This is a genomic window from Streptomyces sp. NPDC007983, from assembly GCF_042958345.1.
GTDB lineage: Bacteria > Actinomycetota > Actinomycetes > Streptomycetales > Streptomycetaceae > Streptomyces.
Window position 1 is genome coordinate 672,765 of sequence record NZ_JBIBJI010000002.1, and the last position, 13,431, is coordinate 686,195.

Below are 13,431 nucleotides of genomic sequence, written 5' to 3' on the forward strand. Positions count from 1 at the left end.
CGGACCTCACCGTCCGGCCCGGGGCCCTGGCCGTTGTCAGGCCGATAGGCTTGCCCTGATCGAGCGCTGATCCAGCCGTGTGAGCTGTGCGGCCCAGGCATCATTCAGGAGCGGACCATGGACGTTGTGACCCCAGCCGGAGGCGACAGCACCGCGACGGCCCGCACCTGGCCGGACGTGCTCAGCTCGCTCCTCGGCGGCCAGGACCTCACCGCCGACGACACCGCCTGGGCGATGGACCGCATCATGCGCGGTGAGGCCACCGACGTGCAGATCGCCGGGTTCGCGGTCGCGCTGCGGGCCAAGGGCGAGACCGTCGCGGAACTCTCCGGCCTCGTCCGCGCCATGTACGGGCACGCCAAGACGATCGAGGTGCCCGGGCCGACCGTCGACATCGTCGGCACCGGCGGCGACCGCGCCAGGACCGTCAACATCTCGACCATGTCCGCCCTGGTGGCGGCCGGTGCGGGCGCGCGCGTCGTCAAGCACGGCAACCGCGCCTCGTCCTCCGCGAGCGGCGCCTCCGACGTCCTGGAGAAGCTCGGCGTCAACCTGGACCTCAGCCCGGCCCGGGTGGCCGAGATCGCCGAGGAAGCGGGCATCACCATGTGCTTCGCGGTCAAGTTCCACCCCTCGCTGCGGCACGTCGCGGCGGCCCGCCGTGAACTGGGCATCGCCACCCCGTTCAACTGGCTCGGCCCCCTCACCAACCCGGCCCGGGTCCGCTGCCAGGTGACGGGCGTCGCCGACGCCCGGATGGCGCCGATCATGGCCGGGGTGCTGGCCGAGCGCGGCTCCTCGGCGCTGGTCTTCCGGGGCGACGACGGCCTGGACGAACTCACCGTGACCGCGACCTCCCAGGTGTGGGTGGTACGGGACGGCACGGTCCGCCAGGAGTCCTTCGACCCGCGCGACATCGGCTTCGACCTGGCCCCGGTGGAGGCCCTGCGCGGCGCCGACGCCTCGTACAACGCGGACGTGGCACGCCGGCTCCTGGCGGGCGAGACGGGCCCGGTACGGGACGCGGTCCTGCTGAACGCGGGCGCGGCCCTGGCGACCCTGGACTGGCACCGCGACCCGGCGGACGCCCCGCTCCCGGCCCGCATCGCGACGGGCGTCGCCCGAGCCGCCGAGTCCATCGACTCGGGCGCGGCGAGGGACGCCCTGGAACGCTGGGTGCACGCGAGCAACGCGTAGGAGCGCGCGGCCGCGGCCTCTTCCCCACCCCGCCCCTTCCCGAACCGGGGCTCTGCCCCGCGCCCCGGCCTCGCGCCCGGGGCACAAGCCCCTCCGTTGGTCGCGGACACGTGGGGCCGGGACCGGTCCGGTGCTCGTCCCCCACCCCGCCCCTTCCCGAAACCGGGGGCTGCGCCCCCAGACCCCCGGCCGGTCCCCGCCCCGGCGCCCGGGGCGCCCAGTCCCTCCAGGGTCCTGCCGGGGCGAACGGGCCCCACTCCCCAGCCCCAGGGGCGTACCTCCCAGCGGTAGCTGGGGGCGTTCGAGGAGCGGGCTCCGGGGGCGGAGCCCCCCACCCCGGGGCGGGGCGAGATGCCCCGCTCCCCAGCCTCTCCGGCGCTTGAGGAGCGGGGTCCAGGGGCGGAGCCGCCATTCCGGGGCCGGGGCCGGGGCCGGGGCCGGGGGCGGTGATGTCCCGCTTCCCAGGTCCAGGGGGGTACCTCGCAGCGGTAGCTGGGGGCGTTCGAGGAGCCGGGGCCAGGCGCGGAGCCGCCACTCCGGGGCGGGGGCGGAGATGCCCCGCTACCCAGCCTCTCCGGCGCTTGAGGGGCAGTGGGGGGCCGGGGGCTTGCCCCCGGTTCGGGGAGGGGCAGGGTGGGGGACAGGTCCACTATGCGGACGGGGGCTGGGCGCCGCGCAGCGCCGTGGCATAATCGCGCCAGGTCACGAGCGACAGCGACTTCGGCCCCGGCCCGCTGTCCGGCAACCCTCCGTCCGTGGCGGGGTGCCCCGGGTGATGACCAGGCCGCTCGCAGCGAGGCGCGCGGCAAGCGCGGACCCCTCGCACTAGGGGTCCTGGTGGTCGAGGGAGTTCTTCCGTGACGCAGCGAATGCGCTAGGGCCGCAGCGCCCGTTTTCCCACCCGCTCCGCGCGGATCCGCCGTGCGTTGAGCCATGTTCCGCATGCCTGCGACCCATCGGGAGAATTCGCCATGTCCGTGTGCCCTTCTGCAGTCGAGACCTCCGCCCCGCTCGCCGTCCTCGGCAGTGACGTCACCGTGCCCCTGGTCACCGGCGGCGAGGTGACGTACGCCGCGCTGGACTACGCGGCCAGCGCGCCCGCCCTGCGACGGGTGTGGGACGACGTCGCCGCGTATGCCCCGTACTACGGGAGCGTCCACCGGGGAGCGGGCTACCTGTCGCAGCTGTCGACGGACCTGTTCGAGACGAGCCGCAAGGAGGTCGCGGCGTTCCTGGGGTGCCGGGAGGACGACCAGGTGGTCTTCACTCGTTCCACCACCGACTCGCTGAACCTGCTGGCCGCCGTGCTGCCGACCGGTACGGAGGTGTTCGTGTTCGAGACCGAGCACCACGCCTCGCTGCTGCCGTGGGAGCAGCGGGAGGACGTGCGGGTGCGCTACCTGAGCGCGCCGCGCTCGCCGCGCGAGGCGGTGGAGACGCTGGAGAAGGCGCTGGCGGAGCGGGACGGGGGCCCGGCGCTGGTGTGCGTGACGGGCGCGTCGAACGTGACGGGTGAGCTGTGGCCGGTGGAGGCGCTGGCCGCGGCGGCGCACGCGCACGGCGCCCGCATCGTCCTGGACGCCGCGCAGCTGGCCCCGCATCACCCGGTGGACATCGCGGAGGCGGACGTGGACTGGGTGGCGTTCTCGGGGCACAAGCTGTACGCGCCGTTCGGGGCGGGGGTCCTGGCGGGCCGGGCCGACTGGCTGCGCGAGGCGCGGCCGTATCTGGCGGGCGGCGGCGCGAGCCGTAAGGTCGCGCGGCGGGACGACGGCGGGGTGGACGTCGAGTGGCACACCACCGCGGCGCGGCACGAGGCGGGCTCGCCGAACGTGATCGGGGTGTACGCGATCGCCTCGGCGTGCAAGGCGCTGTCCGAGGCCGGGTTCGACGGCCTGGTGGCCCGGGAGCGGCAGCTGATCGCGAGGGTGCGGGAGGGTCTTGCGGAGGTGCCTCAGGTGCGGCTGCTGTCGCTGTTCGGCGACGACGCGCCGCGCGTGGGTGTGCTGTCGTTCGTGGTGGAGGGCTGGAACAGCTCCCACTTCGCGGCGGCGCTGTCCGCGGAGTACGGGATCGGCGTACGGGACGGGCTGTTCTGCGCGCATCCGCTGCTGCGGACCCTGCTGGACAGCGAGCCGGGTGAGCAGGGGGAGTGCGGTGCGCCCGAGGCCGCCCCGGGTGAGCGCTCCCTGAACGCGATCCGCGTCAGCTTCGGCGCTGGCACCCCGGACGAGCACGTGGAGCGCTTCGTCCGGGCGGTGAAGGAGCTGGTCCGGGACGGCGCGAAGTGGGACTACCGCACGGAGGACGGCCGCTGCGTGCCGGCGCGCCAGGTCGTGCGCTAGCTGTCGAGGCCGATGGCGAAGGCGGCTTCCAGGTCGTGCTGGGAGTAGGTGCGGAACGCGATGTGCGTCTCGGTGGAGGCCACACCGGGGACCTTGGAGATCTGGCCCGGGATGATGTCCGCGAGGTCGTCGTGCTGGGCCACCCGCACCATGGCGATCAGATCGTGCGCCCCGGTGACCGAGTAGACCTCGCTCACGCCCTCGATCGCGGCGATCTTCTCGGCGATCTCCGGGATCCGGTCCACGCTGGTCTTGATGAGCACGATCGAAGTGATCACGGCTGGCTTTCTCCCTCGCTGGACCTGGCTGCGCCGCCCACTCTATCCGGCCGCCCGAACCGGGCCCACGCGTAGAGAAAACCCAGGGTGAAGCCCACGAGATGGGCGAGGTAGGCCACTCCGGGGCGGGCGTCGGCCTGGCGGGCGGCGAGCCACTGGAGGGTGACCCAGAAGATCAGCACGACCCAGGCGGGGAAACGCAGCGGGAGGAAGAAGAGGAACGGGAACAGGCTGGTCACCCGGGCGCGCGGGAAGAGCCACAGAAAGGCGCCGAGGACGCCGGAGATGGCGCCCGAGGCGCCGACCAGCGTCTGCGGGGAGTCGGCGTGGGCGGCGGCGTAGCCGAGAAGCGCGAGATAGCCGGTGACCAGGTAGAAGAGGGCGAAGTGCATACGTCCCATGCGCTCCTCGGCCATCGCCCCGAAGACGTAGAGGAACAGCATGTTGCCGAGGAGATGCAGCCAGTTGCCGTGGACGAAGAGCGCGGTCAGCGGGGTCAGCGGCGCGGCGGGGGTGCCGTTCCACAGGGCGGCGGGGACGACTCCCCAGCGCTCGAAGTACGAGGTCTGGGCCTGGAGGAGGTGCCCGCCGGAGCCGTAGCGGGGGTCGAGCCCGGAGGCGGGTCCGAGGACGAAGATCAGGCAGCAGGTGACGATGAGGGCGTACGTCATCACGGGACGGCCGGACCCCGCCGACTTCTCGATCATGGGCAGATCATCGCGTACCCGGCACAACCTGCACAGAGTGCCTCGCCGCCGCCCGGTGGCGGGTACGGGCCCGGCATGGCCGAGTGCTCAGGCCGTAGGGTGACAGCACGCCGATGAGCCGAGAAGCGAGGACGCGACACCATGGCCGTTCCCACGCCGACAGCCGAGACCCGCTGGCGCTGCACGCTGTGCGGCAACCTCACCCGTTTCGATGTGACCCGCTCGACGAAGGCGGTCGAGTTCGTCCACCTGGATCTGGCCGGGGAGCCACGGGTCGAGGAGCGCGATGTGGTCAGTGAGACCATTGAGTCAGTGCGTTGTCGCTGGTGCAACGCGGTCGACCAGATCGAGCTGGTGGACCGTCCGAGTACGAACGCGAGCGCCTGAGAAGCGAAGCGAGGAGAAGGTGGTGGACCGGACGGGCGGCCGCGAGGCGGCCGGTGACGCCGAGGGCGTCACCGAGGCGCTGGACCGCCCCCTGCCGGAAGGGGTGCGGCGGCGTGTGGTGGCGCTGGTCGCCGACGCGTTCGGTGGTCTGACGGTCACCGAACTGCCACCCCAGCTACGGCAGTACGCCCGTTTCACCCCGAACCGGCGCGCCAAGTTCGCGGGGAACGCGATGGCCGCAGCGGTGGAGAGCGCCCCCGTCTTCCGGCAGCGGATCGCACAGCGGCTGCGCGAGACCCAGACGGAGCTGGCCGAGGCCATAGAGGGCGGTTCGCCGCCCGCGGCCGCGGATCCGGTGGACGTGGCGGCGGTGGCGTACGTGCTGCGCCCGGCGGGCTGGGTGAAGCTGGTCGAGGCGGCGGGCGAGGAGGCCCAGCGGGCGTCGGCGGAGCGGGCCGGCGAGGAGGCCGAGCGCGAGCTGCAGCGGCTGCGCGAGGAACTGGCGGAGGCCCGGGCGGCGGCGCGCAAGGACGCGGACCGGGCCCGCTCGGAGCTGGACGCGGCCCGCAAGGAGACGGACGCGGTGCAGCGCAAGCTGCGCAGCGCGCAGAGCGATGTCAAGCGCGGCGCGGCGGCGCTGCGCAAGGCCGAGGGCGAGCTGGAGGCCGTACGGTCGGAGGCCGCGTCGCGGCAGGCGGCCGCCGACGGCGAGGCGCGGCGGCTGCGGGCCCGGCTGGCGGAGGCGGAGTCGGCGCTGGAGGCGAGCCGCCGGGCGGTGCGCGAGGGCCGCAGCGTGGAGGACATGCGGCTGCGGCTGCTGCTGGACACCGTGCTGGACGCGGCCCAGGGGCTGCGCCGCGAACTGGCGCTGCCGCCCGCGTCGACGCATCCGGCGGACTCGGTGGACGCGGTCGAGCCGGGGAAGATGACGCCGAAGGACATAGCGACCAGGGCGCTGTCGGAGATGGACCCGGCGCTGCTGGACCAGTTGCTGGCGCTGCCGCAGGCGCATCTGGTGGTGGACGGCTACAACGTCACCAAGACCGGCTACCCGACCATGCCGTTGGAGAAGCAGCGGCTGCGGCTGCTGGGCGGGCTCGCGGTGCTCGCGGCACAGACGGGCGCGGAGATGACGTGTGTCTTCGACGGGGCGGAGCTGGCGGCTCCGGTGCTGCTGGCGCCGCCGCGCGGGGTGCGGGTGCTGTTCAGCAAGCCCGGGGTGACGGCGGACGAGCTGATCCGGCAGCTGGTGCGGGCCGAGCCGCCGGGCCGTCCGGTGGTCGTGGTGTCGACCGACCGGGAGGTCGCGGACGGGGTCGCGCGCGCCGGAGCGCGCCCCGTGGCATCCGCCTTGTTGCTGAAACGACTTGCGCGTACCTGACGGCGGCTAAGCATCAGCACAGCGTCAATTGACCGTCACTGCCCGTGCGATGTTTGTAAAAGATGCGCCTGTGGCCAATTTTTTTGTCGTCGGGATTTGAACGGATCACGGCAGGGTCACTAATGTCGGCTCGAACCTTCGCGCGGTTGATCACCCATCCGGGGTGACAGCGGGGGTACCGCCGAGTCCGCGGCGTATCCGTGGAGCCCGGGGTCGCACCTCAACCCCTGGTAGGCGGCCGGAGGAAGAAGGAGCTCGCCTTCGTGGCGTCCCACCGTCGACCCAAGCAGCCGAGCCGCACTCGGGTATCCGTTCTGACGGCGACCGCCGCTGCCGCCGTCGCCCTCACGTCCCAGGCCGCCCAGGCCGCTCCGAAGCAGGACAAGAAGGACGTCAAGGAGCAGGTCGACAGGCTCTACGAAGAGGCGGAGCAGGCGACCGAGAAGTACAACGGCGCCAAGGAGAAGCAGGAGAAGCTGGAGCAGCAGGTCGGCGACCTCCAGGACAACGTGGCGCGCGGCCAGGAGGACCTGAACAAGCTGCGCGACGGCCTGGGTTCGATGGCCACCGCCCAGTACCGCACCGGCGGTATCGACCCCTCCGTGCAGCTGATCCTCTCCTCCGACCCGGACACCTACCTCGACAAGGCGTCCACCCTCGACCAGGTGAGCGGCAAGCAGGCCGAGTCCCTGCGGAAGATCGCCGACAAGCAGCGCACGCTCAAGCAGCAGCGCGAGGAGGCGTCCACCAAGCTGCAGGACCTGGCGGACACCCGGAAGGCGCTGGGCGAGAAGAAGAAGGAGATCCAGGGCAAGCTCACCAAGGCCCGCAACCTCCTCAACTCCCTCACCGCGCAGGAGCGCGCCAAGATGGCGCAGGAGGAGAAGGAGCGCGCCAACCGCTCCAGCAGCCGGGCCGACCTGGGCAGCGAGGTGCCCGACTCGCAGCGGGCCGCCGCCGCGCTGGCCGCCGCCAAGACCAAGATCGGCTCCCCGTACGTGTGGGGCGCCACCGGCCCGTCCTCCTTCGACTGCTCCGGCCTCACCGGCTGGGCGTACCAGCAGGCCGGGGTCCAGCTGCCGCGCGTCTCCCAGGACCAGGCCAACGCCGGTACCCGCATCGGCCGCGGCGAGCTGAAGCCCGGCGACCTGGTGCTGTTCTACGGCGACCTGCACCACATAGGCCTGTACGCGGGCAACGGGCAGGTACTGCACGCCCCCAAGCCCGGTGCCGGTGTGCGCTTCGAGTCGATGGACAACATGCCGTTCCAGTTCGGCGTGCGGGTCTGACGTCCGTCCGTTCGGGCGAATCGGTACAACTCTCCACGACTCCCGCCCCGTCGGTGACCTGCGGTCTCCGGCGGGGCGTCAGTTTGTGTGCCCGCGATCGGCTTTGGACCCTGGGTAGTCGCGCCGCTACTGTCTGCCCGCAGTTCCTCACCGACACCGCGGAAGGGAGTGCGGCTCCCATGGCGTCCTCTCGCCGCCACTCGAAGCCCGGGCCCGTCCGGGCCACCGCAGTCTGGACCGCCGCCTCGGCGGCCGCCGCCACCGGCGTCGCGCTGGCCGTCCCGGCCTGGGCCGAACCCCACGACACCACGACGGGCCGCCCCGCGGCCCGGACCGCCGCCTCGGCGGCAGCCCCGGCCTTCGCCGACCGGACCGACGCGGACCGGATCGACCGGCTCTACGAGCAGGCGGAGCGGGCCACCGAGCGCTACAACGCCGCCGGCACCCGCGCCCACCGGCTGCGCCGCCAGGTGGACCGCCTCCAGGACCGGGCGGCCCGCGGCCAGGAGCGGGTCAACCGGATGCGGATGGCGCTCGGCGCGATCGCGGGCGGGCAGTACCGCACCGGAGGCTTCGACCCGGGCCTCGCCCTCCTGCTCTCCTCCGACCCCGCCCACTACCTCGACCAGGCCGCCATGCTCGACCGCATGACCAGCCGCCAGGCCGGTCAGCTGCGTGCCCTGGCACGCGCCCAGCACACCCTGCTGCGGCAGCGCACCGAGGCCGCCGCCCAGCTGGTGAAGCTGGAGCGCAGCCGCCGGGCCGTCGCCCGCCACAAGCGCGAGGTCCAGCGCAAGCTGGCCACCGCGCGACGGCTGCTGGGCGCGCTGCGCCCGGGGGAGTGGGAGGCGTACGCACGCGCCTCGCGCGCCGGGGACGGACACGGGGCGCACGCCGTACTCGGCGCGCCCCCCGGTACCCCGTACGCGACGACTGATCTGCCGCCGTCCTCACCGCGCGCCGCCGCGGCGTTCGGCGCGGCGCGGGCGGCGGTCGGCCTGCCGTACGCCTGGGGCCAGGCCGGGCCCACCGCCTTCGACTGCTCCGGGCTGACCCAGTGGGCCTACCGCCGGGCCGGGGTGGCGATCCCGCGGACCTCCCAGGCCCAGGCGCACACCGGACAGCCGGTGCCGCTGTCCCAGGCCCGCCCCGGAGACCTGGTCGTCTACCGCTCCGACGCCGGGCACGTCGCCATGTACGCCGGGGGCGGACGGGTCATCCACGCGCCCTACCCGGGGGCGACGGTCCGCTACGACCCCGTCGGCATGATGCCGATCTTTTCCGTCACCCGCGTCTGAAGCGCGGCGGCGGCTCGTACGATCTATGGCGTGACGGGTCGGTGGAGATCGGGGCGATGGCGGACGGCACTCTGTCTGCCGATGGTGTGGGCGCTGCCGCTGGCCGCGCTCACCGCATGCGGCACGACCGTTCCGCCCGACGACCCCGCGGGGCGCGACGGGCGCGCCGTGCAGCGCATGCTCGACCAGCGGGCTGCGGCGGTGCGCGGCCGGGACGCGGCCGCCTTCCTCGCCACCGTCGACCGCGGCTCGACCGGTTACCGGGCCGAACAGCTGCGGGTGTTCCGCCGGCTGTCCGCCGTACCGCTGCGCTCCTGGACGTACCGGCTGGTGAACACCGGCGGCTTCCGGCCCGCCGTGGGCACCGGCCGTCGCCTGGCCGCCCAGGTCGAACTCCGCTACCGGCTCGCCGGATACGACACCGCCCCCGTCGTCGCCCCCCAGTACCTGACCCTCGCCCAGCGCGACGGGCGGTGGTTCATCGCCGACGACGACGGCCGGGTGGACGGCAAACGCGGCGTGGACCAGCTGTGGGAGCAGGGCCGGGTCGACGTCGTCCGCGGCAAGCGCAGCCTCGTCCTCGGCGTCGGCCAGAACCGCAGGCTGCTGCGCGGGGTCGCCGCCACCGCCGACCAGGCCGTGCCCGCCCTCGACCGGGTCTGGCCCGGCGACTGGGCCCGGCGCGTCGTCGTCGAGGTGCCCGCCTCGCTGGACCGGATGGCCGCCCTGCTGGGCGCCTCCGCGAGCGGCTACCGGGGCATCGCGGCCGTCACCACCGGCGAGGTCGGCGGCGCGAGCGACTCCTCGCCCGCCGACCGCGTGATCGTCAACCCCGACGCGTACCGGGCGCTCGGCGACTTCGGCCGGCAGGTCGTGATCACCCATGAGACGGCGCATGTCGCCACCCGGGCCGCCACCACCGCCGCCACGCCGCTGTGGCTCTCCGAGGGCTTCGCCGACTGGACCGGCTACCGCACCCCCGGCCGCACCCCGAGCCAAGTCGCCCCCGAACTCACCGAGTCCGTTGCCTCCGGCCGTCTCCCCACGTCCCTCCCGCCCGACGACGCCTTCCGCTTCGGCAGCCGCCCCGACCGCCTCTCCGAGGCCTACGAGGAGGGCTGGCTCGCCTGCCGCCTGATCGCCGACCGCTGGGGCGAACGCAAGCTGGTGGCCCTCTACCGCGCGGTCGGCGCGGCCCCGCGGCGGGAGGGGGCGGTGGAGGACGCGCTGCGGGACGTACTGCACGTGAGCCTCCCGGACTTCACGGCCCAGTGGCGCAAGTACGTGGCCCAGACCCTGCGCTGAGCCCGGGGCCGGGTTTCGTCGTTGGGTGCGGGCCGATGGGTGGGTTGTGCCCACCCGTTCCGCCCTGCGGGACGATTGCCCACAACCGGGTTCTGCTCGGAGGACGGGGGTTCTGCTGCGGGGCCGGGGCGGAGCCCCGGGTCGGGTAGGGGCGGGGTGGGGGACAGAACCTCGGGCCCCGGCCACCCGGTACTGTCGGCTCCGATGGACAAGACCCTGCTCGTGACCAACGACTTCCCGCCCCGCCCCGGCGGCATCCAGGCGTTCCTGCACAACATCGCCCTCCGCCTCGACCCGGAGCGGGTCGTCGTCTACGCGTCCACCTGGAAGCGTGGCGAGGAGGGCGCCGAGGCCATGGCCCGGTTCGACGCCGAGCAGCCGTACCCCGTCATCCGTGACCGCACGACGATGCTGCTGCCCACGCCCCGCGTCACCCGCCGCGCCACCGAGCTGCTGCGCGAGCACGGCTGCGGCTCGGTGTGGTTCGGCGCGGCGGCGCCGCTCGGGCTGATGGGGCCCGCGCTGCGCCGGGCGGGGGCGCGGCGGCTGGTGGCGACCACGCACGGGCACGAGGCGGCCTGGGCCCAGCTCCCCGCCTCCCGGGCGCTGCTGCGCCGGATCGGCGAGGGCACGGACACGATCACCTACCTCGGCGAGTACACCCGCTCCCGCATCGCCGCCGTCCTCACCCCCGAGGCCGCCGGCCGCATGGTCCAACTGCCGCCGGGGGTGGACGAGAAGACGTTCCACCCGGGTTCCGGCGGGGACGAGGTCCGGGCCCGGCTGGGGCTCGCGGAGCGGCCCGTCGTGGTGTGCGTATCGCGGCTGGTGCCGCGCAAGGGGCAGGACACGCTGATCGAGGCCATGCCGCGGATCCTGAAGCGGGTGCCGGACGCGGTGCTGCTGATCGTCGGGGGCGGCCCGTACGCCGCGGATCTGCGCCGCCTCGCGGAGACGACGGGCGTGGCCGAAAACGTACGGTTCACCGGCCCGGTGCCCTGGGAGGAGCTGCCCGCCCACTACGGCGCGGGCGACGTCTTCGCCATGCCGTGCCGTACGCGGCGGGGCGGGCTGGACGTCGAGGGCCTGGGCATCGTCTACCTGGAGGCGTCCGCGACCGGGCTTCCGGTGGTCGCCGGGGACTCCGGTGGCGCGCCGGACGCGGTGCTGGAGGGCGAGACCGGCTGGGTGGTGCCGGGCGGCTCCGCCGAGCAGAGCGCGGAGCGGATCGTGGCCCTGCTGGAAGACGAGGCGCTGCGCCGCCGGATGGGCGAGCGGGGCCGCGCCTGGGTCGAGGAGCGCTGGCGCTGGGATCTGCTGGCCGACCGCTTGCGCTCTCTTCTTTAGGACGAAGAGCCCGGGGCGCGGCACGCCCCGGGCTCCTACGGACAGCGCGGCTCAGCGGCTGTACAGCGCCTCGATCTCCGTCGCGAAGTCCTTCGCCACCACATTCCGCTTCAGCTTCAGCGAGGGCGTCACATGCCCCGAGTCCTCGGTGAACTGCTGCGTCAGAACCCGGAACTTCCGCACCGACTCCGCCTTCGAGACCGCCGCGTTGCCGTCGTCCACCGCCGTCTGGATCTCGGCCAGCAGCTCGGCGTCCTCGCACAGGTCGGCCACCGTCGCGTCGGCCGGTTTGCCGTGCTCGGCGGCCCAGCGGGGCAGGAACTCCTCGTCCAGGGTGATCAGCGCGCCCACGAACGGGCGGCCGTCGCCGACGACCATGCACTCGGCGATCAGGGCGTGCGCCCGGATGCGGTCCTCGATCACCGCGGGGGCGACGTTCTTGCCGCCCGCGGTGATGATGATCTCCTTCTTGCGGCCGGTGATGGTGAGGTAGCCGTCCTCGTCGAGGGTGCCGACGTCCCCGGTGTGGAACCAGCCGTCGGACAGCGCCTCCGCCGTCGCCGCCTCGTTGTTCCAGTACTCCGTGAACAGATGATCCCCGTGCAGCAGCACCTCGCCGTCGTCGGCGATGCGGACCACCGTGCCGGGCATCGGCTGGCCGACCGAGCCGATCTTCTGCCGGTCCCACGGGTTGAAGGTGGTGGCCGCGCAGGACTCGGTCAGGCCGTACCCCTCCAGGACCGTGAAGCCGATGCCCCGGTAGAAGTGGCCGAGCCGCTCGCCCAGCGGGGCGCCGCCGGAGATGGCGTGGGTGGCGCGGCCGCCGAGGGCGGCGCGCAGCTTGCCGAAGACCAGCCGGTCGAAGACCCGGTGCTTGAGCCGGAGCCCGAAGGACGGCCCGCCCGGGGTGTCCAGCGCCTTGCTGTAGGCGATGGCGGCGTCGGCGGCCTTGTCGAAGATCTTGCCCTTGCCCTCGGCCTGGGCCTTGGCCCGCGCCGAGTTGTAGACCTTCTCGAAGACGCGCGGCACGCCCAGCACCAAGGTCGGCTGGAACGCGGCGAGTTCATCGGTCAGCGTCTTGATGTCCGAAACATGGCCGAGTTTGATCGGTGCCAGGACCGCGCAAATCTCCACCAGCCGCCCGAAGACATGCGCTTCCGGGAGGAACAGCAGCACGGAGGACTCGCCGGTGGCGAAGATGGGCTTGAGCCGGGCCACCGCGTTGCCGCATTCGGCGAAGAAGCTGCGGTGCGAGAGGACGCAGCCCTTGGGGCGGCCGGTGGTGCCCGAGGTGTAGACGATGGTGGCGGGGGAGTCCGCGGTGGCGAGCGAGGAGCGCTCGTCCACCGTCTCGTCCGTGACGTCCGAACCCAGCGCCCGCAGTGTCCCGATCGCGTCGTCCTCGATCTGCCAGATGTGCTTCAGACCGGGCAGGGTGTCCCGTACGGACTCCACGGCCGCCTCGTGCACCCCGGTCTCGACGAGGGCCGCGACCGCGCCCGAGTCGCTGAGGATCCACCGCACCTGCTCCGGCGAACTCGTCTCGTACACCGGCACGGTGATGGCGCCCGCGCTCCAGATGGCGAAGTCCAGCAGCGTCCACTCGTAGCGGGTGCGCGACATCAGACCGACCCGGTCGCCCGGCGACACCCCGGCCGCGATCAGGCCCTTGGCGGCGGCGCGCACCTCGGCCAGGAAGTCCGCCGCGGTGACGTCCTCCCACCGGCCGCCGACCTTGCGGCCGACCACCGCCACATCCGGATGCTGCGCCGCGTTGCGTTGGATGAGGTCCGTCAGATTGCCGTCGGCCGGAACCTCGTACAGGGCCGGAAGGCTGAACTCGCGCAAGACTGCTGCTCCTCATGGGCGCCGGCGCCGCTGCAGGGCAATGGGGGGT

Annotated in this window: 11 protein-coding genes and 1 riboswitch; of the genes, 8 read left to right on the forward strand and 3 right to left on the reverse strand. The window is 73.4% G+C overall.

Going from position 1 to position 13,431, the window contains the following annotated elements:
- Positions 1–117 precede the first annotated feature (117 nt).
- Together trpD and ACFZCY_RS07435 are read left to right on the forward strand one after the other, a co-directional pair.
- Positions 118–1,197, forward strand: a complete 1,080-nt coding sequence (gene trpD, locus ACFZCY_RS07430) for an anthranilate phosphoribosyltransferase (RefSeq protein ID WP_391170055.1) — start codon at positions 118–120, stop codon at positions 1,195–1,197.
- Positions 1,198–1,897: 700 nt separating this feature from the next.
- A riboswitch (SAM riboswitch) is annotated at positions 1,898–2,015 on the forward strand.
- Between the two features lie 153 nt (positions 2,016–2,168).
- Entirely contained in the window at positions 2,169–3,542 is a 1,374-nt protein-coding gene (locus ACFZCY_RS07435) for an aminotransferase class V-fold PLP-dependent enzyme (protein ID WP_391170056.1), read from the forward strand.
- On the opposite strand, the gene ACFZCY_RS07440 is transcribed toward ACFZCY_RS07435, so the two are convergent.
- Together ACFZCY_RS07440 and ACFZCY_RS07445 are read right to left on the reverse strand one after the other, a co-directional pair.
- Positions 3,539–3,820, reverse strand: a complete 282-nt coding sequence (locus tag ACFZCY_RS07440; protein WP_123100692.1) for an Lrp/AsnC family transcriptional regulator — start codon at positions 3,818–3,820, stop codon at positions 3,539–3,541. The two genes, ACFZCY_RS07435 and ACFZCY_RS07440, sit on opposite strands and share 4 nt — an antisense overlap.
- Positions 3,817–4,527, reverse strand: a complete 711-nt coding sequence (locus tag ACFZCY_RS07445) for a rhomboid family intramembrane serine protease (RefSeq protein WP_055556215.1) — start codon at positions 4,525–4,527, stop codon at positions 3,817–3,819. The genes ACFZCY_RS07440 and ACFZCY_RS07445 overlap by 4 nt, the downstream gene beginning before the upstream one ends.
- Before the next feature lie 141 nt (positions 4,528–4,668).
- Between ACFZCY_RS07445 and ACFZCY_RS07450 the strand changes: the two genes are divergently transcribed.
- From ACFZCY_RS07450 to ACFZCY_RS07475, 6 genes are all read left to right on the forward strand, one after another.
- Positions 4,669–4,914, forward strand: a complete 246-nt coding sequence (locus ACFZCY_RS07450; protein ID WP_391170057.1) for a hypothetical protein — start codon at positions 4,669–4,671, stop codon at positions 4,912–4,914.
- Between the two features lie 19 nt (positions 4,915–4,933).
- Positions 4,934–6,295 (forward strand): NYN domain-containing protein, encoded by a 1,362-nt coding sequence (locus ACFZCY_RS07455; protein WP_391170058.1) that lies wholly within the window; start codon positions 4,934–4,936, stop codon positions 6,293–6,295.
- 263 nt (positions 6,296–6,558) lie between these two features.
- The gene (locus ACFZCY_RS07460) at positions 6,559–7,584 is read left to right on the forward strand and encodes an NlpC/P60 family protein (RefSeq protein ID WP_391170059.1); all 1,026 of its coding nucleotides are present in this window, start codon (positions 6,559–6,561) and stop codon (positions 7,582–7,584) included.
- A gap of 179 nt (positions 7,585–7,763) precedes the next feature.
- A complete protein-coding gene (locus tag ACFZCY_RS07465; RefSeq protein ID WP_391170060.1) occupies positions 7,764–8,882 on the forward strand; it encodes an NlpC/P60 family protein in 1,119 nt (372 codons plus the stop codon).
- Between the two features lie 81 nt (positions 8,883–8,963).
- Positions 8,964–10,187: a hypothetical protein gene (locus ACFZCY_RS07470; protein WP_391170061.1), complete on the forward strand. Its 1,224-nt coding sequence runs from the start codon at positions 8,964–8,966 to the stop codon at positions 10,185–10,187.
- Between the two features lie 204 nt (positions 10,188–10,391).
- A complete protein-coding gene (locus ACFZCY_RS07475) occupies positions 10,392–11,534 on the forward strand; it encodes a glycosyltransferase (protein WP_391170062.1) in 1,143 nt (380 codons plus the stop codon).
- Positions 11,535–11,585: 51 nt separating this feature from the next.
- Here the strand turns inward: ACFZCY_RS07475 and ACFZCY_RS07480 are convergent, their stop codons facing one another.
- Positions 11,586–13,382, reverse strand: a complete 1,797-nt coding sequence (locus tag ACFZCY_RS07480; protein ID WP_361487655.1) for an AMP-dependent synthetase/ligase — start codon at positions 13,380–13,382, stop codon at positions 11,586–11,588.
- Positions 13,383–13,431 lie beyond the last annotated feature (49 nt).

What these genes read in the sequence shown, in the direction of transcription:
- ACFZCY_RS07475 (WP_391170062.1), top strand. Translation starts at nt 10,392, where the DNA reads ATGGACAAGACCCTGCTCGTGACCAACGACTTCCCGCCCCGCCCCGGC.
- ACFZCY_RS07435 (WP_391170056.1), top strand. Translation starts at nt 2,169, where the DNA reads ATGTCCGTGTGCCCTTCTGCAGTCGAGACCTCCGCCCCGCTCGCCGTC.
- ACFZCY_RS07450 (WP_391170057.1), top strand. Translation starts at nt 4,669, where the DNA reads ATGGCCGTTCCCACGCCGACAGCCGAGACCCGCTGGCGCTGCACGCTG.
- ACFZCY_RS07445 (WP_055556215.1), bottom strand. Translation starts at nt 4,527, where the DNA reads ATGATCGAGAAGTCGGCGGGGTCCGGCCGTCCCGTGATGACGTACGCC.
- ACFZCY_RS07465 (WP_391170060.1), top strand. Translation starts at nt 7,764, where the DNA reads ATGGCGTCCTCTCGCCGCCACTCGAAGCCCGGGCCCGTCCGGGCCACC.
- trpD (WP_391170055.1), top strand. Translation starts at nt 118, where the DNA reads ATGGACGTTGTGACCCCAGCCGGAGGCGACAGCACCGCGACGGCCCGC.
- ACFZCY_RS07470 (WP_391170061.1), top strand. Translation starts at nt 8,964, where the DNA reads ATGGTGTGGGCGCTGCCGCTGGCCGCGCTCACCGCATGCGGCACGACC.